Raw genomic sequence first — 23961 nt, 5'->3', positions numbered from 1 at the left:
GAGCATTATTGTCCAATCTAACTGAAAAACAAAAACTATTTATAAATGAATACCTTATCGACCTTAATGCCACTAGGGCTTATAAGGAGGTCTACAAGAGCACTAAGAAAGATGAAACTGCTAGGGCTAACTCAAGTAGGCTACTTAAAAAGCAAAAGATCATTGATTATTTAGATGCGCAAATGAAAGAACGTGAAAAGCGGACAGAGATAACTCAAGATAAAGTATTAAAAGAACTTGCAAAAATAGGATTTGCAGATATTAAAGACTATCTTGAATATAAAACAGCCAAAACAGTAGTCGGATATGAAGAAGGAGAACCAATAATTGATTATAGTCAAATTATAGATGTGATAGATAGTAAAAATGTTGATACAAGCATTATTCAGGAGGTATCAATAAGCAAAGATGGAACATTTAAATTTAAGCTTTACGATAAACAAAGAGCATTAACTGACATTGGTAAACATTTAGGCATGTTTACTGATAAAACTGAAATATCTGGAGACATAGGATTAAAGGTGATTGTCGATTATGGCGACGATAAAGGAAGTTAAGCTAGGTTTTAATCCTATATTTAGGGATTTCAATAATTGTACCAAGCGTTATAGATTAGCTAAAGGCTCTGCTGGTTCTGGTAAATCTGTTAACATTGCTCAGGACTATGTACTTAAACTTGCTGATCCTAAGTATAAAGGTGCTAACCTTCTAGTAGTAAGAAAGATTGAAGCCAGTAACAAAGACTCTACCTTTGCTGAACTACAGAGTGCTATATATAAGATCTATGGAGATCTAACTCCCTTGTACTGGGATATTAAAGAAAACCCTCTAGAATTAAAATCTAAGGTTACAGGAAATCAAATAATATTTAGAGGTATGGCAGATGCAAGACAGAGAGAAAAAGTTAAGTCTATTACCTTCAAGCAAGGGAAACTAACCTGGATATGGATTGAAGAAGCAACAGAATTATTTGAGTCCGACATTGATATACTAGATGATAGATTAAGAGGTGATCTTAGTACAATAAACCCAAACTTGTACTATCAGATCACTTTTTCTTTTAATCCGGTTTCTGCTATGCATTTTATAAAAGCAAAATATTTTGACATAGAACATCCAGATATATTTACTCATCACAGCACCTACTTAGATAATCGTTTTATTGATGCAGCATATCATCGTCGTATGAAAATGCGTAAAGAGCGTGATCCCGATGGCTACCTGGTGTATGGACTAGGCGAATGGGGCGAAACTGGAGGACTAATATTAACTAATTATAAGATCCATGACTTTGATATTTCTCCTTCTTTCTTTGATCACATGGTGAACTCTCAAGACTTTGGTTTCAATCATGCTAATTGTTTAGGTGAAGTTGGCTTCAAAGATGGGGATTTATTTGTATGCAGGGAGTTATATGTTTTTGAAATGGACACAGAAGAAATTATCCAGGAAGCTGCTAAGATTAAATTTAATAAGCGATTATCTATGCACTGTGACAGTGCTGAACCCGATAGGATAAAAATGTGGAATAAAGCAGGATATAAAGCTAGAGGTGTTAAAAAAGAACCTGGTAGTGTAAGTGCTCAAATAGATTACTTAAAGCAAAGAACAATACATATTCATCCCTCTTGTGTAAATACCATAAAAGAGATTCAACAGTGGAAATGGAAGAAAGATGAAAAGACAAATACGTACAGAGATGAACCTGTAGAGTTTATGGACGATGCTATGGCAATGCTAAGGTATTCGATTGAAGATATAAGAAGACCTAGAAATTCAAGGTTTATCAATGTACAACTGTGAGGTGAAACATGCTAACAAATTTAAACTGGTTAAACAAAGACTCCCCTTATCCCCCATTAGTAGAAAAGGAAAGAATTGATACATACAAAGCAAATGAACAGCTCTTCCTAACAAAGCATTCCGAGGTATGGAAAGAAGCCTTTCAAGAAATTTCAAGAAGGCTTAAAAAGAAAAATCATGACGTGGAAACGATATTTAATTATCAGCAGCTCTTAAGTAAAAAGACTGCTGATTTTGTTTGTGGAGAACCTCCTACCCTAGAGACAGAACAGGACACAGATGGGCTTATTAAGTTGATGGAAAAACAGCGATTTAATACCCGGCTTTATGAATCCATTATTGACGTAAGTCGCTATGGTAATGCGATTCTGAAAATTGTAGGTAAAAAGGTTACAGCAGTTTCTCCACTATTTTGGTTTCCAATCGTGGATCCGTCAGATTTAAAGGAGATCATACAACACGTAATAGCTTATCCTATTACTCCCGATGATAAAGGAAATATGACAGAGTTGTATGTTGAGATCCACAGTATTGGTAAAATAGAGCAGCGAATGTACACCTACAATGGTGAGAAACACGAAATTGGTGAGCTAAATGAAAAGAGCGTTAAAACTGAAAATACTGGGCTACAAGACTTCGCAGTACAGACACTTACTAATATTACTCATTCCGGAAGTATTTTCGGTATAGATGATTATGCAATTATAAACAGTATTGTTGCAAAAATTATGTGGAGACTACACTGCTCAGATACGGTGCTTGATAAACATTCTGAACCGAGTATGTCAGGGCCTGCTTCAGCTTTAAGTTATGATGAGCGCACAGGCAAATACTTTCTTGATCTAGCTAATTATTTTCAGAGAAATAACAAAGAGGATCCAGACATGCAATACATTACCTGGGACGGTAACTTAGAGAGCTCATTTAAGGAAATAGAAAAGCTTCTTGATCAACTTTATACTCTATCTGAAATGGGTCAAGCATTTATGGAGGGTGGTGGCGGTGGAGAAGCTTCTTCAGGCACTGCTCTAAAACTTAGAATGGTATCCCCTAGGATAAAAGCTGGTAGGATAGCAAGTATTAATGCTGCTACTGTAAAACAGATTATTTCTATGCTCGCCCAGGTGAATGGCATTGCGATTGATTACAACGGGCTATTTATTACGTGGAATGACGGGTTGCCCGATGACGAGGTTGAGGAAACAAACCGATTAGTAACTGCCACAGGTGGCAAAGCGATTATGAGTCAGTATTCAGCTTTAAAATCTATGGGACTGACTGATGATCAAGTGGAGGCAGAAATGGAACAAATGGAAGAAGAACGAGCTTCCAGTATGCCGCTGCAATTAAGCACAATAGATTCTAATACCTTAGATGAGCCGGGAGAAGGTGATCAAGATGAAATGGATTAGTTTATTGTGGTCATTGGCTCTTTTGATAGGCTTGCTTCACATCTCTAAAGACAGAATAGCTTCTTGCAGGATGATTGATGTTTTGAGTTGTGGTATCGGGCTTATCGCTAACTCCATCATGGTGATCTACATATGGCTAAGTTAAATGATAAGCAATTAGAGAATCTTAAGAAGGTATACCTATCTGCCAGAGAAAAGCTTCTGGATACCATCATTAATTATCAGGGTGTCGGCACAAAGACGTATTACAACACGGTTTTAAAACAACTTAACGCTGAAATTGAAAGATTAAACACTGAAACCAATTTCTACATAAATACTGAGATCCCAAAAGAATATCAAACGGGCATAGATGAGGTATACAGCTATTTTATTAAAAACAACTTGATGATGAATAAGCCCAGTATGTTTGCTAATATTCATATGGACGCTGTGTATGCCCTCTCTCGTGAGATGCAGTACCAAGTCCAAGAAGGGATAGCACAAGCAGGTAGACAAGTCATTAGATACCTGGACGAATCAAGAGATAACGCTTTACGAGCTGCTGGTTTAGAAGCAACAGCCGAAAAGGTTGCAAGTGGATCTACTATCCAGGACATGAAAAACAATCTCGTAGAGAAACTTCAAGATGAAGGTTTTATGACTGTACAGTACGGCCAGGGTAAAAATGCATACCAGGTATCACTTGATTCATATGCTTCAATGGTCGCTAGATCAACTACTAGAGAAGCAGGAAATCTCGCCAGAGAGAATCAACTTATAGATAATGACTATGACCTAGTTCAGATGTCGACGCATTACCCAACTTGCCATATATGTGCTAAGTTTCAAGGTAGAGTATATTCAATCTCTGGTAAAGACAAGAGGTTCCCTCCTCTATCACAAGCCTTTGCTAGTGGGTACAGAAATATTCATCCTAATTGTCGACATATCATCGTTCCTTGGATTGAAAACTTGCAAACTAATGAAGAAATAGCACTGGCTATTATAGATAGTAATCAGCCTTTTATAGATATCAGAGACCAAAAACAGATTAATCTATATAATAAGCAGCAAAAACAAAACAGACAGATGAGACAAGACCTTTACCAGTACGAGAGGTATAAACAACGTCTTGGAAATGACGTCCCCAAAACGTTTAGTGCTTTTAGAAGAATGAAGAAAGCTGGTGGTGATAATTGGGGCGTCTTAGAATCGCAATATAAAGGGATGGGCTATTATAATAAAGCAATTAAAAATGAGCCTGATATCACTAAAGTGGTTACTGACATTGCTGATAAGCTGGGTATCAAAACTGCTGGTTTAGAATATAAAATTAAAAGCAAAGAGTCATATTTACGTAAAATAAAAAGTAATTACATCCCTGGAGGTACCGAATATGAAGTAAAAGATATATTGAGATATACTTATATTTCTCCATCTAGTAGCTTGTCAGAAAAAACATTGTCAAGCATTGTTGAGTACAATAAAAAAGTGTATAATACAATTGAGATTAAAAATTATTGGCTTGATGATACAAATCCATATAACGGTATAAATACAACCTTAACCGCTCCTAACGGTCAAAAATTCGAAATGCAATATCATACACCAGAATCATTTGAGCTTAAGGATGGAAAAATGCATGATTTATATGAAAAGTCTAGACTAATTGAGGATAGAGTTTCCCCAGAATATATAAAATTACGTAATGAAATGTTTGATTTGTCAGATGGATTAACCGTTCCCTACCAGATAGAAAGGGTTGAAGATAAAAAATGAAATATTACCGGTTACTTGATCCCAAAAATATAAATACAATAGTCCGTGCGCAAGGCCGTAGCCAACAGCAATATATTAAAGGTAAAGGCTGGATTGAAAGTGGAATTCTGCTTGATTACCAATGGCCAGATAGTGATACATATGACAGATACGAAGAAATAACAGAATTAGAAGCATTAAAGCATGTCGGAGGTATTTCATGAGTTTAAAAGAACTTGCTCTAAAGATAGCTGAATCCGCACATAAAGATCAAGTTGATAAGGCGGGTAAACCGTACATCAATCACCCATTGACAGTTGCATCAGCATTTGAAGACGATTTAAGATATAGCATTGCAATTTTACATGACGTATTAGAGGACTCAGATATCACATTTCAAGATCTAATTGATTATGGATTTTCGTCTGAAGTAATAGAGGCTTTAATGGCTCTTACCAAAAATGATGAAGGTTATAATACTTATCTAGAAAAAGTTAAATTAAACTCTTTAGCACTTGATGTTAAACTTGAGGATCTAAAACATAATATGGATTTGTCCAGGATAAAAAATCCTACAGAAAAGGACTATGAAAGATTAAAAAAATATGAATATGCAATTGAGTATTTAAAAAAATAATACCACTCTTTACTTGCGAGGGTGGTTTTTTAATGCAATAATCTATCGTTAATATGTGACAAGATTTCCCTAAATATGGTATGATTTTATAAACGATTGTATAAGGGGGATGAGAGTTACCATGAGTGAACTTATAAAAATTTGTTTAAACTGCGGTGATAAGCTTCTTGTTCTGGCAAAGAAATGTCCTACATGTGGTACTAAAGATAAAGATTTTCCTTTAATTGATAAGAACGATAAAGTGAGAATTAGCGAAATAGTGTCAGGCGTTCCGTGTCCCAAAGGGAATCTAAAACCACAATGGCAAAAAAATACTTTAGAAAAAAAATCAGGATTTTGGGCAAATTTAAATGAACAAGCGCAAGAGATTAATAGGGCAAATGCTCAAGAAAAACAGGCACAACAAGAACGCATCTCTCAAATGGATAGAGAAGGTATTGCATATTGCCCTAAATGCCATTCCACGAGCCTGACTGCTCATAAAAAAGGTTTTGGTATTGGAAAGGCTGTTATTGGTGCTTCATTAACTGCTCCTATAGGAGGAGGTATTATAGGAGCTATTGCAGGTAATATGAATGCTAAAAAAGTAAGAGTAACATGCTTAAAATGCGGTCATCAATTTTGGGCCGGTAAAAAATGAATAAATAGAGAAGTGCTTACTACAAGGTAGGTGCTTTTTTTATGCCTTTTTATCCTTGCAGGCTTAAAAGAACAATGGAAGTAAGCCACCTAGGCTATAAACAGGAGGAGAATATAATGAAAAATTTAGATTTAATACCGATGAATATACAATTATTCGCGGAGGACAAAACTGATCCTGACCCACCTGCAGGAGGATCCGGAGAATCATCTAAGCAGGAGGATACCAAAACATTTACACAGGACGATGTTAATAATGTCGTGGCAAGAGAAAGTAAAGCAGCTGTCGAGAAACTTTTAAAAGAAGCAGGCATTGCACCTGAAGGCGACTATAAAGCATCTATGCAAGCTTTTAAAGAATGGCAAGACAGCCAGAAAACTGAACTTGAAAAAGTTACTGGCAATCTCACTACACTGGAACAAGCAAAAGCTGAAGCCGAAGCTAAAGCGACCTTGCTTGAACAGAAATTCAAGGCTGTTAGCAAAGGTATTCCTGCTGACAAAGCACATAAGTATATAAAACTAGCAGAAGCTTACATGGATGATAAAACAGACTTTGAAAAAGCTTTAGGGCTAGCTTTAAAAGACTTCCCTGTTGTAGAAAACGGTACTCCTGGAACAGGAGGAAATCCACCACCTACACCAGGAACAGAAAAAACACCACTCCCAAGTGGAATGGTAATATTTTAAAAAATGAAAGGATGATTTATCATGGCAAGAACTAAAGCATTATCACTTTTACAAGCAGCAGGAGTAAAAGCAGACTTAAAAGAGATTTATGGCATTGTCATCGACAATGTAATGAAAGACACATTATCAGCAGGGTTAAAATCCCAATCTTACACAGGTAACCCGGCAGCAGGATCAGTAGAATTTAAGAGGTTTGTAAATTCCTCTGCTAAAACATACGGTACTGCAAGAACTGCCGCTAAAGGTGATGTTATCACGGCACCACCAATTACTGTAAATCTTGATATCCACAGAGAAATTGTAGAGGAAATCGCTAAGTTTGACCTCGACACCTTCGGCGTTGGATCTATCATGGCAAGACGTGCAGCTAATCATATAGACACTATGGTTACGGATTTAGATATTGCGTTCTTTTCAGCAGCAGGAACAGCTGCTACGGAAGTTACCCCAATATCTACTGTAGCGGCTGCTAAGCTAGAAGAAGCAGTTATTACCTTAGAGACGGTCAAAAACGATTATGTTCGTGGTATTCCACGTAATATGATTGTTGCAGTAGTTACTCCTCATTTTTACAGTGAAATTAGAACTGCTCTTGATAGCTTACCTAATAGCAATGTAGATACTGCAGCAGAGGAATTTGCTATGTATCATGGTATTCGAGTATATAACGGATTAAACCTACCTACTGGTATTGATGCTCTTATCATGGCTACTGGATCAGTAGCACAGCCTGTAGTTTCTAACCAGTATAGCGAACCTGAAAAGATTCCATTGTCTAACGACTTTGCTTCTGCTTTATTTTATGATTATGGAGTAAAAGCATTGACTCCTGATCTGATTTTTAAACTTAATACACCATCGGAGGGATAGAATATGAAATATAAGAACATCCGAACAGGAACCATTGTAGAGCCGTCAACTGATATGACGGCTCAAACCTTTTCTTTATCTAAAGATTGGATAGCATATGAAGAAAAAGCTAAAGTGAAAGAAAAGCCTATATCAAAAATGAATAAAGCTGAACTTGTAGCTATCGCTACTGAACAAGGAATAGAAATTCCCGAAGGTGCTACAAATGCAGAAATAGTAAAACTCATTGAGGGCGGTGAGATTGATGGAAACGGGGATTAACAGTTACGTATCTATAGAAGAAGCAAATACATACATAGAAAACTATTATCGAAGCAATAATCCTAACCGTACTAGATGGGGGGCTTTATCAGAAGAGGATAAGGAAATTCTTCTTGTTAATGCCTGTGCCGAAATTGAGTTACTCTCTTTCACCGGTCGAAAAGCATTTAGAGATCAAGCTATGTCATTTCCTCGATTGCCAATACAGTACGGGAAAACTAATGAGGGGGCACCTGACAACGTGAAGAAGGCTCAAATAGAGCTTGCTTTATGGTTGTCAGACGATGCAAAACTGGAACAACAGTCTAAACGCAAAGAGCTTCAAAATCAGGGGGTAAATAGTTTCTCCATTGGTGATCTATCAGAAAGCTACAAAGATGGATCCGGAGAAACTCCCACTCCTTTGATGTGTCCTAAAGCTAAATCTTTGCTTGCTCCATATCTGAATGGAGGGTTTGAGACATGTTAGATGGGTACCTCAATCAAACAGTCGACTTTTCAGCGCGAACAGGTACAGATGATAGAGGGCAACCTATCTATAGTGAAGTTCTTAGTATTCCCTGTCGGTATCAAAGTAAGATACAGAATATAGTAACCTCTACTGGTCAAATGTTACAGGCTCAACATGTGTATTATACAAAAGACGCCATACAAGAGGGTGATAAGCTTAACGGCTTAGTCGTTATGGCTGTAGCTGACTGGGTTGATCTATTTGGTGAAAAAATAGGCTATAAGGCAGTGATGTAATGGCAAGAGTTAAAATTACCATTGATGATAAGAACCTAAATAAAAAGATCCAACAGGCCATGAAAGTAGCGCCAAAAGAAACGACAAGGGCAATGACTGATTGTGTGCTTGACCTTGCGGGAGAAAGTGCGAAGAGAGCTCCTATTGAATCTGGAGATCTCCGGAATAACTGTCATGCTAAGCTAAACAACGCCACCATATACGAGAATCAATCTCAGAAAGGCGTTCAAGTTGCAGGAAACTTAAAGGCTACTGGTGAAGTTGGATATTCTCTCCCCTATGCAGCGCGACAACATGAGGATTTAACCATGAGGCACGACCGCACAGATGGCTACCGAATAATGTCTGGAAAGAATGCCGGACAAACGGTCAACATGGTTGCTGGTGGAGAAGCTAAGTTTTTGGAAAGACCTTTCAGGGAAAGAAAACAAAGATACATCAACCGTTTTAAACAGATCATTGCGAGGTGTTTAAAATGAATATCTTAGACAAGATTAAATCTGTGTTAGATATGCCTGATGTGAAACTAGGGTATCTCCCAGATAAACCGGATGGGGTTACTGCTTTATTTGAGTATCAAGGAAGCCCACCGGATCATCATTTCACAGGCACAGATATAATTGAAAATGTGCAAGTTCGCACAAGAGACACAACATCGGCAGCCGCTTATGCAAAAGCAAAGGCGGTTGTTTCTATTTTAAACCGGTACCATGACAATGAAATTAGCGTGCTACAGTCTACACCCATACTTGATATTGGATACGATAATGCTAATCCACAGCGTCAAGAATACACGGTAAATTTTGAAATTAGGAGGTATTAAATTATGGCACTTTATTCAGGAGTAACTGGAAAAATTTCGATTGGTGGTAATGATATTGTCCATCTTGCAAACTGGTCAGTTGAATTAACTAAGGACATAACTGAAGTAGTTAGTTTTGGCAACGACTACAAAGAAAAAATCCCATCTATTAAAGACTGGACTGCTAGCGCAGATGGAGCCGCAGACTTCGAAGAAGATGGAGGACAAAAGGAATTGCACGCCGCTTTTGAAAGTGGAGCACCTCTTCAATCAAGCTTTTATCTTGATGAAACTACTTTTCTTAGTGGAACATGCTATATTGAAAGTCTTTCAATCTCACATGCTGCAGATGGATCTGCTGAGATTGATATTAGTCTTGCTGGTAGTGGCGCAAATTTATTAACTTTACCAACACCCTAAGGAGGAATGAAAAATGTATTTAGAAGTAGATGAACAACAGTTTGAGCTGCACTCTAAATTAGGCGTAGCAAAGAAAATTGAAAAAAGATTCAAGTCTACTATTGGTCAGATTTTCGGTAAGTTAGACGTAGCTGAAATTGATGAATTAATAGACATATTGGCTATCGCTACCCAAAAAGAAGGGGAAGAATTAAAAGAATTTAAAAATCTAGTTATTGATAATTTTGATTACGGAGATTTGAATATTGCCGTACAAGATTACATAATTGAATTACAATTCTCGGGTACACCGGAACAAAATGAAAAAAAGTTACAGAAGCTGCAACTCCCAGAGAATCAAAAAAACGAAATACGGAAAGCGTTGGGGCTTCCAGTTCACAAAACAGAGGATTCAACTGGGAACGAATTATAGAACATGCTTTTACCATAGGCATTCTTCCCAACCAATTATGGGAAATGGAGCTATGGGAATTTAACTGTTGTGTAAAGGCTTTTAACAAACGACAAGCTGAACAAGGAAAAGAATTAATTTCTACGAGCTGGCAGACAGCCTCTTTTACTGGAGCTGCATTTGCTGGCAAACTTAAAAAACTAGATACCTATCTTAAAGAAGAAGGAAATAAAAAAGTATCACCAAAAGTGAATAAGAAAGAATTTGAAAAACGCTTGGCCAAAGCGGAAAGGAGGGCTAAACATGTCGATTGAGAACTTAAAAGTTGTATTCGATGCTGATACCCGTGGTTTTAACAAAGGACTTAAATCTGTACAGTCTGGTATCACAGGAATGAAATCAAGTATATCGGGACTCGTAAAAGCAGGTCTAGGGCTCGCAGGTTTAACCGTTGGACTTGCTGGAGCTGTAAAGCTTATGGACTCTTATCGTGGACTAAGAAATAGTGTCCAACGCACAAACGAGCTATTTCAAGAGTCGAATAAATATATTAATTATTTTGCTGATAACACAGCTCGAGCATTTGGTATGGCTGAAACTACTGCTTATGAATATGCAATGACATATGGGAACCTGTTTAAAGGCATTACTAGAGATACTGACGAAAATGCAAAGGTTACAATAGCAACTTTGAAAGCCAGTGCTGTAATAGCTAGTAAAACTGGTAGGACAATGGAAGATGTAAATGACAGAATAAGATCTGGAATTCTCGGTAATACAGAGGCGATAGAATCTCTTGGTATATATGCCAACGTAGCTATGATAAGAACCACAGATGCTTTCAAACAGATTGCAGGTAGTAAAAGTTGGGATCAGTTGACTTATCAGGAACAGCAACAAATAAGGGTACTCGCTATACTCGAACAGGCTACTAATCAGTATGGAGATAGTGTGTCTCAAATAGCTGGTTGGTCTCTACCACGTTTAGGTCAAGCATTTAAAGATCTAGTTGCTTATGCAGGAATGTTTGTAACTGCTGGATTACAGCCTGTTATAAACGCTTTAGGTAGTCTTGTTACTTGGGCGACTGCAGGATTAAAAGCCTTAGCTAATCTTTTCGGTTTAAAAATAGAGGGTACACTTGCATCTTCTACCGGAGCAGCTGCCGCGGCTCAAAATAATCTTGCGGGTGGAGCTAATGATTCAGCTAAAGCATTAGGTAAACAAGCAAAAGCTGCAAAGAAAGCAGCTGCAGCAATGCGAGGTATAGCTGGTTTCGATGAGTTAAATATCCTTCCATCCTCTCCTGTTTCTAGTGATAGTGGCTCAGGTGGTTCAGGTGGATCTGGAGGTGGTGGGGGTATATCTCCTGGATCTTTTGACTCGATTGCCATGCCAGAATACGAAGCTCCAAAAATAGATACAAGTAACTTAGAAGCCTCTTTTAATAAGTTAAAGGGGCTCTTTGATTTCACAAACTTAACAGAATCTTGGGAGAATTTGAAAAAGGCTTTACAGCCTATCTCTGCAAAAATCGGGGATGGATTAAGATGGCTGTTTGAAAATGTACTAGTTCCTTTTGCAGTATGGGTTATAAACGATTCATTACCAGCGTTTTTAAATGTGCTAGCAGGAGTTTTTAAAATACTTAATCCTATACTGGATGCAGTAAAACCTCAGTTTCTTTGGCTATGGAATAATTTTCTACTCCCTATTGCCTCATGGACTGGCGGAGTAATTGTTGGCATACTCAACGTATTAGCTGATGCACTAAGTCGAATCGGTGATTGGATGAGTAATAATCAAGGTATTGTTCAAGCGATGACTGCAACAGTAGCAGGTTTTTTTGCTGCTTGGAAAATCACACAGCTTTTAAGTTTTATTGGAGAGTCCGGAGGAGTCATTGCGGCTCTATCAAGAATTACAGCTGCCCTATTTACGGAAACATCTGCAAAAATTGCAAGCAAAAAAGAAACTATTCTGTTAACAGCTATGTATGCGAAAGATTTTGTAGTTTCACTTGCAAAAAGTACCGCAGAACTTGCTAAAAATACTGCTGGTTGGATAGCAGAAAAGGCTGCTAAAGTAGCTTCAAAAGCGGTAGGAGCTGCAAAATGGATCGGAGAAGGAGTGGTAGCATTAGCAAAGAGTACTCTAGCACTTGGTAAAAGTGTGATTGCCTGGGGAGCGCAAAAATCAGCTATGATTGCAAGCAAAGTAGCCCAATTAGCTATGACTGCCGCAACCGTTGCTTGGAATGCTATTTGTGTTATTGCCACTACAGTTACATCTGCTCTTGGTGCGGCCATCGCATTCTTAACTTCACCGATAGGTATAGCAATCATCGCCATTGTTGCGATAATAGCTATCGGCGTATCACTTTATAAAAATTGGGATACAGTTAAGTCAAAAGCTGTATCTATCTGGAATAACATCAAAAACGCCATAACAAATCCTATCAACTCTGCGCGTAACGCCGTGAAAACCGCTATTGATAAAATTAAAGGCTTTATGAATTTTAAGTGGTCACTGCCAAAACTAAAAATGCCTAGCATTAGTATTTCAGGTAAATTCAGCTTAGCTCCTCCCAGTGTACCTAGTTTCGGACTGAAATGGAATGCAAAAGGAGCACTCTTTACAAAACCTACAATCGGTGGAATAAGTGGCAACACTTTACAAGGATTCGGAGAAGCAGGACCTGAAGCAGCAATTCCTTTGACTGATAAAGTTTTAGGAATAATAGGTAGGTCGATTGCAAGTACAATGGATGTTGAGTCAAGCGGAGTTAGTAATATGATTTTAAAGATGGATAATTTACTTAGTAAAATGCAGTCCATTTCAGCAGCAAATAACGGTGATACATATGTACAAATAGGAAATGATCAACTGGATGCTTACATATATAAATCCTCTGATCGCAGAAATACTAGGAGTAATGGGAGGTAAATGACATGGCTATGATAACAATCGGTGGCACTGCTCTTCCCAATCCTTCTGAATATTCTGTAGTTCTTCAGGATATAGACTCAGAAAACACAAAGAGGTCTGAAACTGCTCGCTTGAGTCGAGAGAGGCTTCGAGCGGGTGTCTATAAAATAGAAATTGGGTGGATTGGTTTAACCAGGGCACAGTTAAAATTAATAACCGATGCCTTGAAACCTGCAAAGGTATCCGTACAATTCTTTGATCCTACCAGTGCAAGTAATCCTACTGCACAAATGTATGCCGGTGATCGAACCGGTAAACTAAATACTTATTTACAAGAAGGAGCCCAGAGTTATTGGGATATAAATTTTTCTTTGACAGAATATTAAGGAGGTGGCAAATTGTACCCAGTATCAGGGAGTTACGTAGAAGCAATAAATCAAGATGAACGAAACACAAAAATAGAAGGAACTATCGCTCTAAAAGATTCAACAATTATAAACATTACCTCTGATGACATTGTACAAGGGAGCCTGTATTTTTCTGAACAATGCTTTTCTGGTGAAGATATAGATTTAGGCAGTGTGTACGCCTCAGAGATGGGACTATCGCTCATAACTGATATAGTTAATCCTTATACCCTTGATGGAGCTAGAATCCTTTTAAATTTCGGATTAGAAGTCTCTCCTACATCATGGGAATGGGTACCCTTAGGATATTATTATGTGACGGAGATTGACCGGAAATCGCGTAGCGTAAACTTAAAAGCCTTAGATGGGATGATCTTGTTTGATACAGACTTATCCGGGGTAGACACAAGTGGCACATCAAGAACTGTAGTACTCTCAATATGTTCCAAATCAGGGATTACACTTTCAACCAATACTGCAACTTGGAACACCTTCCCTAACGCAAGCATGAGTATATCTCTGCCGGCAGAATCAAAGGTTGAAACCTGCCGGGATCTATTAATGTGGGTATGCCAGTTACTTGGTTGTTTTGCACGTATGAATCGCATGGGACAGCTTGAGGTTGTACCTATGTCAAATAATGAATCAGTAAGAACTATAGAACCAGATCAAAGATTTACAAGTGATATATCTGACTTTTATGTACAGGTGACTAAACTATCTATGAAGATAGGTGAGACAGAATATTTTCAAGGTGTACAGGGAATGGACATGGTACTTGAAGAAAATCCTCTGTTATTAGAAAAAGAGGATTTTGAGATCAACGATGCTTTAGCAAATATCCTTAGTAACCTTGCAGAGTATATACCATTTAGTACTGATTTTACAGGTGACCCTGCTTTGCAGGCTGGAGATTTTGTAGATATTAAAGTAGATATAGGTTCAGATACCTACCCTAACGCAGATGAAAACGGCATTGTTAAAACTCTCATTTCTCATTCTACATGGAAATACAGAGGTAATCATAGTATCAAAGCAGCAGGTAAATCTGGAATGTTAAAAGGTGTATATTCAAGTCAAGAAGCAAAAGCTGTATCTGCAATTGTAGGTATTGCAAATGCAGCTAATCAATTAGCGCAAGCAGCAAATCAATCTACACAGCTGATTAATGACGCTATCGGTGGAAACGTATTAATTCGCCAGGATAGCGAAGAAACAAATGAAATACTCATTATGGATAGCGCGGATCCAGAACAGGCTACTAAAATTTGGCGTTGGAATATGGGCGGGCTCGGGTACTCGGATAATGTTACTGGTGTAGACAACCCTGCTAGAACGTACAACATAGCAATGACTATGGACGGTACTATTAATGCTGATTTTATTACTGCTGGTACTATAAATGGTGAGATAATTCAAGCAGGCACAATTAATGCTGATAAATTAAATGTCGCGGACTTGTCGGCAATTAGTGCTAACTTAGGTGTTGTCACAGCAGGTGAAGTAATAGGTGCTACAATCAAAACCTCTAGTGATGGTGATAGGGTTCAATTAGATAGTAATTCACTTAAAAGTTATGCTGATAATATTAAACGAGTTTCTCTGGACTATGATAGTTTAAATTTCTATGACCAATACGGAACTGAGACTGGTAGAGTGGGTGCAGATGCTTTGGATGAATTTCAAAGAACGTTTTTAATCGGCACTCCCGTACAGACAAATGAAGATATATATAATACTATGACATTGCAATCTAGGAATGTTACATTAGAGTCAATTTCAAATAATGGTATTTCAGGATTAATGGTAAATGAAGTTGGTATGAGGCTTGGAGGTAATTATTTTTGGTCAGGAGATACAACGCTTATAGATGCCTATGCTTATGGTGGTGTTGGTATTATGAAAAACTGGGAAAGAGGTTCTTTAGATGTAAAAGGCAATAGTTATTTCGGTGCCGCTTTATGGGGTGGAGTTGATGGTGGAACTGGCAATCCATTAAGATTATTCGGAACATCTACAGACACAGCAAACGCCTGTTTTCTAGGTTTTCACGAAAAATTTGGAGGAAATAATATCAGACAAGGCTATGTGGGCTTTGGAAGTGTTAATAATAATCAACTATCTATAAGTAACGATACTGGAAGTGAAGTAAGAATTGCACCAACACTAACCTTTAATTCCGCAGCAGGTTCAGCTAATAATTTAATAATTAATTTTCAACAAAACTATCAACTATATTCAGATGCTTCTGGCTTTGGAACTGACAATACTAGACTATGGTTTGAAGCTCCGAATCAAGGAGAATTCATTTTTGGGCCACGTGCTGGGGCAAATTATTTAGCACGGATTCGACATAGGGCATTAGTTTCAAATTTTGAAGGTAATGTTTATGTTAATAATAATGTATCAGCTTTATCATTCACAGATAGGACACCATTTTACAAAGGAGATGCATTAGCAGAAATAGCATTAATTAGTGACAATGGTAAAGGTGGAATAGACCATCGTACACTACCCGAATTTGCAAGGAAAACAATAAAAAAAGATAACACTATATATAAAAAAGACTTGATTACCGTACTTAAAAAGGGTGAATCCTATCCTAACGAACAAGAAGGTATGGAGGTTGTATCAGAAGATGTAATTGAAGAAGAAGGTAGAGATTTAGGTGCGATGATATCGGTACTTACAGTTGGTATACAACAGCTCACAAATATAATGAATGAACAACAAGCAAAAATAGAAATTTTAGAAAGAAAGTTGAAATATAATTAAAACAAAAATGAGGTATGACACTTGCTTAACATCAATAGGCATAAGCCAGATGTTGTAGTACAGGATGTATTAGAAATATATCATAATTTTGAATAAGCAATAGGTAAGAGCTCTCTCACGAGGTCTTTTTTTACTTAATTGAGAAAGGAGTAATGAAATGGAACATATAGGAACGTATTTTAAAACATTTGTTGCAGTATTTGGAACACTAGTTACATATTTATTTGGGGGGTGGTCATCTTTGTTAACTATATTACTTGCTTTTGTTGTGATTGACTATGTAACTGGCTGGATGGCTGCAGGAATAGGAGGAAAACTTTCTTCCTCTGTAGGATTTAAAGGCATAGCAAAAAAAGTGCTTATCTTTGGAATTGTAGCTATCGCGAATTTGGTAGATAAAGCTCTGGGAACAGAAATTATACTCACTGCAACTATTTACTTTTACCTAGCCAATGAATTATTGAGCATTTTAGAAAATGCGGGCAATGCTGGGATACCAATTCCTCCGGTAATCACAAATGCTGTACAAATACTAAATGATAAGGGAGATGTTGAACGATGAGTAATATAATAGATATTTCGCACTGGCAAGTACCATCAAAAATGGACTATGATAAATTAGCTAAACAGTTAGATTTGGTTATAATTCGCACACAGTATGGATCAAGAACTTTAGATAGGCATTATAAAACGCATCATGCTGAATTTAAAAAGAGAGGTGTTGCAAGAGCAGCTTATGCTTGGATAAGGGGAGTTAACATAGCTGATATGGAAGTAGAAGCAACTGATTTCTATAATCGTACTAAAGATTTAGATCCAGTATTTTGGTTTCTTGATGTTGAAGAAAAATCTATGTCCGATATGCGTGCCGGTGTCTCTGCATACATAAAGAAACTTAGATTCTTGGGTGCTAAAAAAGTTGGAATTTACATTGCTCATCACTTATATAAATCTTTTAATCTTAATCTAGATGAAGCAGATGCCGTTTGGATTCCTCACTATGGCAAAAACACTGGGAAGGTGAATAGTACTCCATCCTATAAGTGTGATCTTCATCAGTACACAAGTGTCGGTAGGTTAGACGGCTACAACGGTAATCTTGACCTTAATAGACTTATGAATGGTAGGACAATAGAGTTTTTCACTGGCAAAAAAGCTAACACACCAAACGCAACAATTACTCCTAAACCTGCACAAACGTCAACAGAAACGATATATACAATTAAAAGAGGTGATACTCTATCAGCTATAGCTAAAAAGTATAACACCACTGTACAGGCTATTGCTAGTTTAAATAACATTAAAAATGTAAATAAAATTTACACAGGCGAAAAAATAAAGATACCTGGTACAACCTCGAAGAAAGCAGTTTTATACATAGTGAGAAATGGGGATAGCTTATCTAAGATTGCAGCTAAATACAATACTACTGTAGACAAGCTTGTTAAGGATAACAATATTAAAGATCGTAATTTGATTTATCCAGGGCAGCAGATAAAAGTACTATAAAATCAAGAGGGCATACTCGTTAAAGAGCGCCCTCTTTTGTACCCATTTAATCATATAGAGAATCAAAGCGTTCAGCTCATAAATAATATATGTAATCTTAATAAAAGTGTGCAAATAAAAAAGCACAAGTTTTTCAACTCATGCTTTCGTTAATTTCAATAGTTATGCCAAACACTTTCTCGAGTAAGAAAAGGTTCGGATTATCTTTAAATGGTGGAGGCGGTGGGAATTGAACCCACGTCCGAAAATGCATTCACAGGAGTTTCTCCGAGTGCAGTCATTGATTTAAAATTCGCCATCAAAGTCGCTCAATGACAAGCTACCTATCAGACTAGTTCCAGTTATTCAACTATAGGTCGGAACACCCCTATAATCGGTTCCCCACTAATTGACGCCCGAGTCCTTAACCGTGGGTTATTATGGTCGGACGAGCAGCATTAAGCTGCTAGTGCGTAATTATTGTTGTCTTTTATATTTATGTTGCCATTTTTAACGATGACTGGTCACATCGACTCGCTACTCCTGCTTCAACACCCCCGTCGAAGCCATTGCGCCCCCATGATAGGTATTGTTTAAATTCTTGTTTTCTTCGAAGAATGCAAGCTATTCGTCTCGTTCTTGACGCATAGCTCGTGCCATTCTTCTTGTTGCATCTTTTGACGCTAGTGCGTGACGTTTATCGTGTATTTTCTTCCCTACTGCTAAGGCTAGCTCTACTTTCACTTTACTTCCCTTAAAGTATAAGCTAAGAGGTACTAGTGTATATCCTTGTTGCTGTTTCAAGCCTATTAACTTTCTTATCTCGCTTTTATGGAGCAATAATTTTCTCATTCTTAACGGATCTTTATTATTTATATTGCCCATTTCATAGGGACTTATATGCATATTAAATACGAATACTTCACCATTTTTTATATCTGCGTGACTTTCTTTTAAATTCACTTTACCCGCTCTTATTGATTTTACTTCTGTACCATAAAGTTCTATACCAGCTTCATAAGTGTCTTCTATGAAATATTCATGTCTTGCTTTTTTATTCTTAGCAATTACTTTAATACCTTTACTTTCCATGAATACACTTCCTCACCTTTAGACTTAACCTAACTTTTATGGTTAACATGCCTAATCATTATAAATGAGATTACTCTGTTTTGTCAACTATGAGAAAGTCAATCTGTCTTAATGTCATGTCTACTTTATATACTATTATCTCTACTTTGTCACCTAACTTGTACATTTTTTTTGTGCGTTCACCAATGAATTTATGATTTTTTTCATCGTATATATAATAATCATCTTCTAAATTTTGAATACGTACTAATCCCTCTATAGTATTATCCAACTCTACAAAGAATCCAAAGGATGTGACACTAGAAATAATACCCTCAAATTCTTGATCAACTTTTTCAAGCATATATTCACATTTTTTCAGATCATGTGTATCTCTTTCAGCCAATTCTGCTGTTCTTTCTCTCTGGGAACAATGTTTGGATATCTCACCAATTTTTTTCGATATCTTATCAACTTTTTTCTGTGTTAAACTTTGGTCTAACATATAACTCATTATTCTATGAATCATTAAATCTGGATATCTTCTAATTGGAGAAGTAAAATGGCTATAATATTGAGCTGATAAACCAAAATGCCCTAAATTTTCTTCCATATACCTTGCCTGTTGCATTGCTCTTAAAATTAGTCTACTTAAAAGACTTTCCTCTTCCTTACCTTCAATTTCTAATAGTAACTTTTGTAATACAGAAGGGTGAATTGTACCTTTATATCTAATTTTATAGCCAAAACTTCCAATAAATTCGCTTAATGCCAGTAATTTAGTGGAGCTTGGTTCTTCATGAACTCTGTATATGAAAGGTAGATTAGTCCAAAACATATGTTCTGCAACTGTCTCATTACATACTAACATAAACTCTTCAATTATTCTATTGGAAATATTTCTTTCATATTTTTTGATTTCAATAGGTTTTCCTTTTTCATCTAAGATTATCTTTGTTTCATCGAAGTTAAAATCTATAGCACCTCTTTGCATTCTTCTTTTTTCTCTTAGTATCAATGCTAACTCTTCCATAATTTTAAAATCTTCTATGAATCCCCTATATCTTTCTTTTAATTCTTTATTATCATTTAATAAAATTTCTGTTACATCCTCATATGTCATTCTTTCATCCACATTGATAACGGATTTATAGACATCGTGATTTACTACCTTTCCTTCACTATTAATTTCCATTTCACAACTGAATGAAAGTCTGTCTACCTGAGCATTCAAACTACAAATTCCATTAGAAAGTTCTCTTGGCAACATAGGTATAACACGATCTATTAAATATACACTCGTACCTCTATCATAAGCTTCTTTATCTAGTACACTTCCTTCATTTACATAGTAACTAACATCAGCAATATGGACTCCTAATTTGTAATTACCATTATCCAATTTTTCTACAGCTACTGCATCATCTAAATCTTTTGCATCAGCTCCATCAATAGTTACCATCCTGACTTCTCTTAAATCTTTTCTGTTTTTAATTTCTTTTTCATTTATTTTTTCTGGAATATCATGAGTTACGGCTTTTACCTCATCAGGAAAATCATCAGGTAAATTATGTTCCCTTATTATAGACAATATATCAATACCTTTACTCTGCGCATTACCTAATATTTCTGTAATTTTGCCTTCAGGATTCCTATTAGCATCTGGCCATACCACTATATCTACAACTACCTTATCTCCTGTTTTCGCATTGTTAGTCATGCTCTTTGGAATATATATATCTCTAATTATCTTTTTATTGTCAGGTATCACAAATCCAAAATTTCTGTTATCTTCATAAGTACCAACTACCTTTTGTCGACCTCTTTCTAGAATTTTTATTATTTCTCCTTCGCCACTTTTATTAGTTCCTGATTTTCTAATAACTCTAACTAAAACTTTATCACCGTCTAATGCTCCCATTAAATCAGAAGGACTTATAAATATATCGGAACCAAACAGGGAATTAGTGGGTATAACAAATCCAAATCCTTTAGCATGCCCTTGTAGCGTTCCTTCTACATATTTGTCTGGATCTGGCAAGACATACTTACCTCTTTTATTCTTAAATAACATCCCCTGTTCTACTAATTCATCTATTGAATTTTTAAATATTGTTTTATCTTTTTTGCTTACTAAATTAAACCAATTTGCCATGTCTTTGTATCCCATAGCCTTGTAATCTTCACTCTTTACAAATGCCATTATCTCATCTTTAGTTATCATTATTTCCCTCCATTCTATTGTAATTCTATTAATTTACTAGTTAATACATATCTTATACTTTTATATTATTAACCTATTTGTCAAAAACAATATCAAAATAATTTGAATTATTATAATAATTGGTAAGCCATATTTAAACTTATACTTTTTTGTTTTATGTTTAAACTTATACATTCCCATTATTATACCTAAACTACCACCAAGCATAGCAAAACTAAATAATATTTTTTCAGATATTCTATATATACCCTTAATAGCTCTTCTTTTATCAATATACATGATAATAAAACTTATAATATTTGCGATTATTATATAATAAATTAATTCAACAGGAAAATTCATGAATATCAAGCCTTTCGTCAGTTCATTTATACTATATTGTGCCATTTCCATATGTAAGTATATTTTTTTTAAGCAAAGAATTCTTCATAACAATGTCATAACGATTGACTTCTCACACTATATTTAACAAGGATTGTCATAATTTTAAGTAATATAGAAGAATTTCTACCTAAGGTAGCTAGTCGAAGGCTTTTATCTTTGTAAAAAAAAACCGCGAGGATTTTTACCCTCGCGGTTTTACATCTTATAGAAACAATGGTGCAAAGACTAGCGATACAATAGTCATTAATTTAATTAATATGTTTATAGATGGTCCTGATGTATCCTTAAATGGATCTCCAACAGTATCCCCTACTACGGCTGCTTTATGAGCTTCGCTTCCTTTACCACCATGGGCACCACCCTCAATATACTTCTTAGCATTGTCCCAAGCTCCACCGGAGTTAGCCATTTGGATAGCCATGAGAACACCTGTTACTAATGCTCCAGCCAATAAACCTCCTAAAGCTTCTGGTCCTATGATAAATCCTACAAGCAATGGTGCAATTACAGCTATTAAACCTGGTGCAATCATTTGTTTTAAAGCAGCTGCTGTAGAAATATCTACACAAGTTGCATAATCAGGTTTTCCTGTTCCTTCCATAATTCCAGGAATTTCTTTAAATTGTCTTCTTACTTCTTCTATCATTTGATTTGCAGCATTACCAACTGCTTCCATTGTTAATGCAGAGAATAAGTAAGGTAACATACCTCCAATGAACATACCAACAATTACTTTAGGTTCAAGAATATCGATAGCTGTTAAACCAACAGCTTTTGAGTATGAAACAAATAATGCTAAAGCTGTTAAAGCTGCTGAACCAATAGCAAAACCTTTACCAATTGCAGCAGTTGTATTTCCAACTGAATCTAATTGATCTGTAATAGCTCTTACTTCAGGTGGTAATTCAGCCATTTCAGCAATTCCACCTGCATTATCGGCAATAGGACCATATGCATCTACTGCGATAGTAATACCTACGATAGAAAGCATTCCAACTGCAGCTAATGCAATCCCATATAGTCCTGCAAAAGAAAAAGATACTAAAATCGCTATTGCAATACATATAATAGGGAATACAGTTGAGTACATACCTACTGCTAGTCCACTAATAATTGTTGTAGCTGGACCAGTTTCTGATTGTTTTGCAATCTTTTTTACTGAATTATAATGATCTGATGTATATATCTCGGTAATAGACCCAATAGCAATACCTACGATTAAGCCTGCTATAATAGCATAGAAATAACTAATATCACCTAGTAACCAAGTACATAAGAAATAAGCTGATATTGCTAGTAAAATTCCACTTATATAAGTTCCTCTATTTAATGCTTTATGAGGATCAATTTTATCGCTACCTTTTACGAAAAAGGTACCAATAATTGATGCCACAATTCCTGCTGCTGCTAATAATAAAGGCAATAGAATTGCTTTTTCTTGTTGTGCTCCACTGAAAGTCAGCACGGCTAAGGTAACAGCTGATATAATTGAACCTACATATGATTCAAATAAATCGGCTCCCATACCTGCAACGTCTCCAACATTATCTCCAACATTATCTGCAATAACGGCAGGATTTCTTGGATCATCTTCTGGTATTCCAGCTTCAACTTTACCTACTAAGTCAGCACCAACATCTGCAGCTTTAGTATAAATACCTCCACCAACACGACCAAACAATGCTATAGAGGAAGCTCCCAATCCAAAACCAGTAACAACTGTAACATCTCCAAAAATAATATACATTACACTTATTCCTAAGATACCAAGTCCAACTACACTCATTCCCATAACTGCTCCACCTGAGAATGCAACGCCTAATGCTTTATTCATACCACTTTCTTTAGCCGCATTTGCAGTCCTTACGTTGGCTTTAGTAGCCACTTGCATCCCAAAAAAACCTGCTAAGGCTGAGAATACTGCTCCAACAATAAAGCAAATTGCAGTTTTAAGTCCTAGTCCTGGTGTAAAAACTAAGATAACAAATAATATCAATATAAAAATTCCCATGTACTTGTATTGCCTGCTTAGGAAAGCCATAGACCCTTCATAAATATAGGTAGCTATCTCCTTCATTCTGTCTGTACCAGCATCTACTTTATTAACTTTACTTGCTTGATACAATGCAAAAACCAATGCTAAGATACCCACATATGGTGCGATGAACATATAATTCATTGTATTAGTTTCCTCCTTTTGTTATATATTACAAGGATACTAGTTTTGAGTTAAATTCCTCAACAAGTATTCCTATGCAAACTAAATAATTTT

At 36.3% G+C, this 23961-nt stretch carries 26 protein-coding genes and 1 other RNA gene; 22 read left to right on the top strand and 5 right to left on the bottom strand.

What is annotated here, in order from left to right:
* Positions 1 to 8 precede the first annotated feature (8 nt).
* From GC105_RS09175 to GC105_RS09070, 22 genes are all read left to right on the top strand, one after another.
* Entirely contained in the window at positions 9 to 557 is a 549-nt protein-coding gene (locus tag GC105_RS09175; protein WP_152803955.1) for a terminase small subunit, read from the top strand.
* Positions 535 to 1803 (top strand): PBSX family phage terminase large subunit, encoded by a 1269-nt coding sequence (locus GC105_RS09170; RefSeq protein ID WP_152803953.1) that lies wholly within the window; start codon positions 535 to 537, stop codon positions 1801 to 1803. The genes GC105_RS09175 and GC105_RS09170 overlap by 23 nt, the downstream gene beginning before the upstream one ends.
* An 8-nt stretch (positions 1804 to 1811) precedes the next feature.
* A complete protein-coding gene (locus tag GC105_RS09165) occupies positions 1812 to 3215 on the top strand; it encodes a phage portal protein (RefSeq protein ID WP_152803951.1) in 1404 nt (467 codons plus the stop codon).
* Positions 3216 to 3347: 132 nt separating this feature from the next.
* Positions 3348 to 4976, top strand: a complete 1629-nt coding sequence (locus GC105_RS09160) for a phage minor capsid protein (protein WP_152803949.1) — start codon at positions 3348 to 3350, stop codon at positions 4974 to 4976.
* On the top strand, positions 4973 to 5179 hold the full coding sequence (locus tag GC105_RS09155; RefSeq protein WP_152803947.1) for a hypothetical protein: 207 nt from the start codon (positions 4973 to 4975) through the stop codon (positions 5177 to 5179). The genes GC105_RS09160 and GC105_RS09155 overlap by 4 nt, the downstream gene beginning before the upstream one ends.
* Complete coding sequence (locus GC105_RS09150; RefSeq protein WP_152803945.1) at positions 5176 to 5592, top strand: HD domain-containing protein; 417 nt, start codon at positions 5176 to 5178, stop codon at positions 5590 to 5592. Before GC105_RS09155 ends, GC105_RS09150 begins: the two co-directional genes overlap by 4 nt.
* A 121-nt stretch (positions 5593 to 5713) precedes the next feature.
* Complete coding sequence (locus tag GC105_RS09145) at positions 5714 to 6232, top strand: hypothetical protein (protein WP_152803943.1); 519 nt, start codon at positions 5714 to 5716, stop codon at positions 6230 to 6232.
* 41 nt (positions 6233 to 6273) lie between these two features.
* On the top strand, positions 6274 to 6921 hold the full coding sequence (locus tag GC105_RS09140; RefSeq protein WP_152803941.1) for a hypothetical protein: 648 nt from the start codon (positions 6274 to 6276) through the stop codon (positions 6919 to 6921).
* 21 nt (positions 6922 to 6942) lie between these two features.
* On the top strand, positions 6943 to 7791 hold the full coding sequence (locus GC105_RS09135) for a hypothetical protein (protein WP_152803939.1): 849 nt from the start codon (positions 6943 to 6945) through the stop codon (positions 7789 to 7791).
* 3 nt (positions 7792 to 7794) lie between these two features.
* The gene (locus GC105_RS09130) at positions 7795 to 8052 is read left to right on the top strand and encodes a hypothetical protein (RefSeq protein ID WP_152803937.1); all 258 of its coding nucleotides are present in this window, start codon (positions 7795 to 7797) and stop codon (positions 8050 to 8052) included.
* Positions 8036 to 8521, top strand: a complete 486-nt coding sequence (locus tag GC105_RS09125; protein ID WP_152803936.1) for a DnaT-like ssDNA-binding protein — start codon at positions 8036 to 8038, stop codon at positions 8519 to 8521. Before GC105_RS09130 ends, GC105_RS09125 begins: the two co-directional genes overlap by 17 nt.
* A complete protein-coding gene (locus tag GC105_RS09120) occupies positions 8515 to 8799 on the top strand; it encodes a hypothetical protein (protein WP_152803934.1) in 285 nt (94 codons plus the stop codon). The genes GC105_RS09125 and GC105_RS09120 overlap by 7 nt, the downstream gene beginning before the upstream one ends.
* Positions 8799 to 9278, top strand: a complete 480-nt coding sequence (locus GC105_RS09115; RefSeq protein ID WP_152803932.1) for a hypothetical protein — start codon at positions 8799 to 8801, stop codon at positions 9276 to 9278. Before GC105_RS09120 ends, GC105_RS09115 begins: the two co-directional genes overlap by 1 nt.
* Positions 9275 to 9622, top strand: a complete 348-nt coding sequence (locus tag GC105_RS09110; protein WP_152803930.1) for a minor capsid protein — start codon at positions 9275 to 9277, stop codon at positions 9620 to 9622. The genes GC105_RS09115 and GC105_RS09110 overlap by 4 nt, the downstream gene beginning before the upstream one ends.
* A gap of 3 nt (positions 9623 to 9625) precedes the next feature.
* A complete protein-coding gene (locus tag GC105_RS09105; RefSeq protein WP_152803928.1) occupies positions 9626 to 10021 on the top strand; it encodes a phage tail tube protein in 396 nt (131 codons plus the stop codon).
* 13 nt (positions 10022 to 10034) lie between these two features.
* A complete protein-coding gene (locus tag GC105_RS09100) occupies positions 10035 to 10433 on the top strand; it encodes a hypothetical protein (protein WP_152803926.1) in 399 nt (132 codons plus the stop codon).
* Between the two features lie 44 nt (positions 10434 to 10477).
* Positions 10478 to 10726: a hypothetical protein gene (locus GC105_RS09095; RefSeq protein WP_152803924.1), complete on the top strand. Its 249-nt coding sequence runs from the start codon at positions 10478 to 10480 to the stop codon at positions 10724 to 10726.
* Complete coding sequence (locus GC105_RS09090; RefSeq protein WP_152803922.1) at positions 10716 to 13358, top strand: phage tail tape measure protein; 2643 nt, start codon at positions 10716 to 10718, stop codon at positions 13356 to 13358. Before GC105_RS09095 ends, GC105_RS09090 begins: the two co-directional genes overlap by 11 nt.
* Before the next feature lie 5 nt (positions 13359 to 13363).
* Complete coding sequence (locus GC105_RS09085; RefSeq protein ID WP_152803919.1) at positions 13364 to 13726, top strand: DUF6711 family protein; 363 nt, start codon at positions 13364 to 13366, stop codon at positions 13724 to 13726.
* Positions 13727 to 13738: 12 nt separating this feature from the next.
* Positions 13739 to 16522, top strand: a complete 2784-nt coding sequence (locus tag GC105_RS09080; RefSeq protein ID WP_152803917.1) for a hypothetical protein — start codon at positions 13739 to 13741, stop codon at positions 16520 to 16522.
* Positions 16523 to 16679: 157 nt separating this feature from the next.
* Positions 16680 to 17084: a phage holin family protein gene (locus GC105_RS09075; RefSeq protein ID WP_152803915.1), complete on the top strand. Its 405-nt coding sequence runs from the start codon at positions 16680 to 16682 to the stop codon at positions 17082 to 17084.
* Positions 17081 to 18031, top strand: a complete 951-nt coding sequence (locus tag GC105_RS09070; protein WP_152803913.1) for a LysM peptidoglycan-binding domain-containing protein — start codon at positions 17081 to 17083, stop codon at positions 18029 to 18031. The genes GC105_RS09075 and GC105_RS09070 overlap by 4 nt, the downstream gene beginning before the upstream one ends.
* 211 nt (positions 18032 to 18242) lie before the next feature.
* Here the strand turns inward: GC105_RS09070 and ssrA are convergent.
* The 5 genes from ssrA to GC105_RS09045 form a co-directional block, all read right to left on the bottom strand.
* Positions 18243 to 18589, bottom strand: a transfer-messenger RNA (tmRNA) gene (gene ssrA / locus GC105_RS09065).
* A 45-nt stretch (positions 18590 to 18634) separates the two neighbouring features.
* Positions 18635 to 19102 carry an SsrA-binding protein SmpB gene (smpB, locus tag GC105_RS09060; protein WP_152803910.1) on the bottom strand — a complete coding sequence of 156 codons (468 nt, stop codon included), beginning with the start codon at positions 19100 to 19102 and terminating at the stop codon, positions 18635 to 18637.
* A 70-nt stretch (positions 19103 to 19172) separates the two neighbouring features.
* Positions 19173 to 21305 carry a ribonuclease R gene (gene rnr, locus GC105_RS09055; RefSeq protein ID WP_152803908.1) on the bottom strand — a complete coding sequence of 711 codons (2133 nt, stop codon included), beginning with the start codon at positions 21303 to 21305 and terminating at the stop codon, positions 19173 to 19175.
* Between the two features lie 60 nt (positions 21306 to 21365).
* Entirely contained in the window at positions 21366 to 21647 is a 282-nt protein-coding gene (locus GC105_RS09050; protein WP_152803906.1) for a DUF1294 domain-containing protein, read from the bottom strand.
* A 244-nt stretch (positions 21648 to 21891) separates the two neighbouring features.
* On the bottom strand, positions 21892 to 23868 hold the full coding sequence (locus GC105_RS09045) for a sodium-translocating pyrophosphatase (protein ID WP_152803904.1): 1977 nt from the start codon (positions 23866 to 23868) through the stop codon (positions 21892 to 21894).
* Between the last annotated feature and the right edge of the window lie 93 nt (positions 23869 to 23961).

This window comes from Alkalibaculum sporogenes, assembly GCF_009362815.1.
Classification (GTDB): Bacteria; Bacillota; Clostridia; order Eubacteriales; family Alkalibacteraceae; genus Alkalibaculum_A; species Alkalibaculum_A sporogenes.
This window is presented reverse-complemented; position numbering and strand designations above follow the sequence as displayed.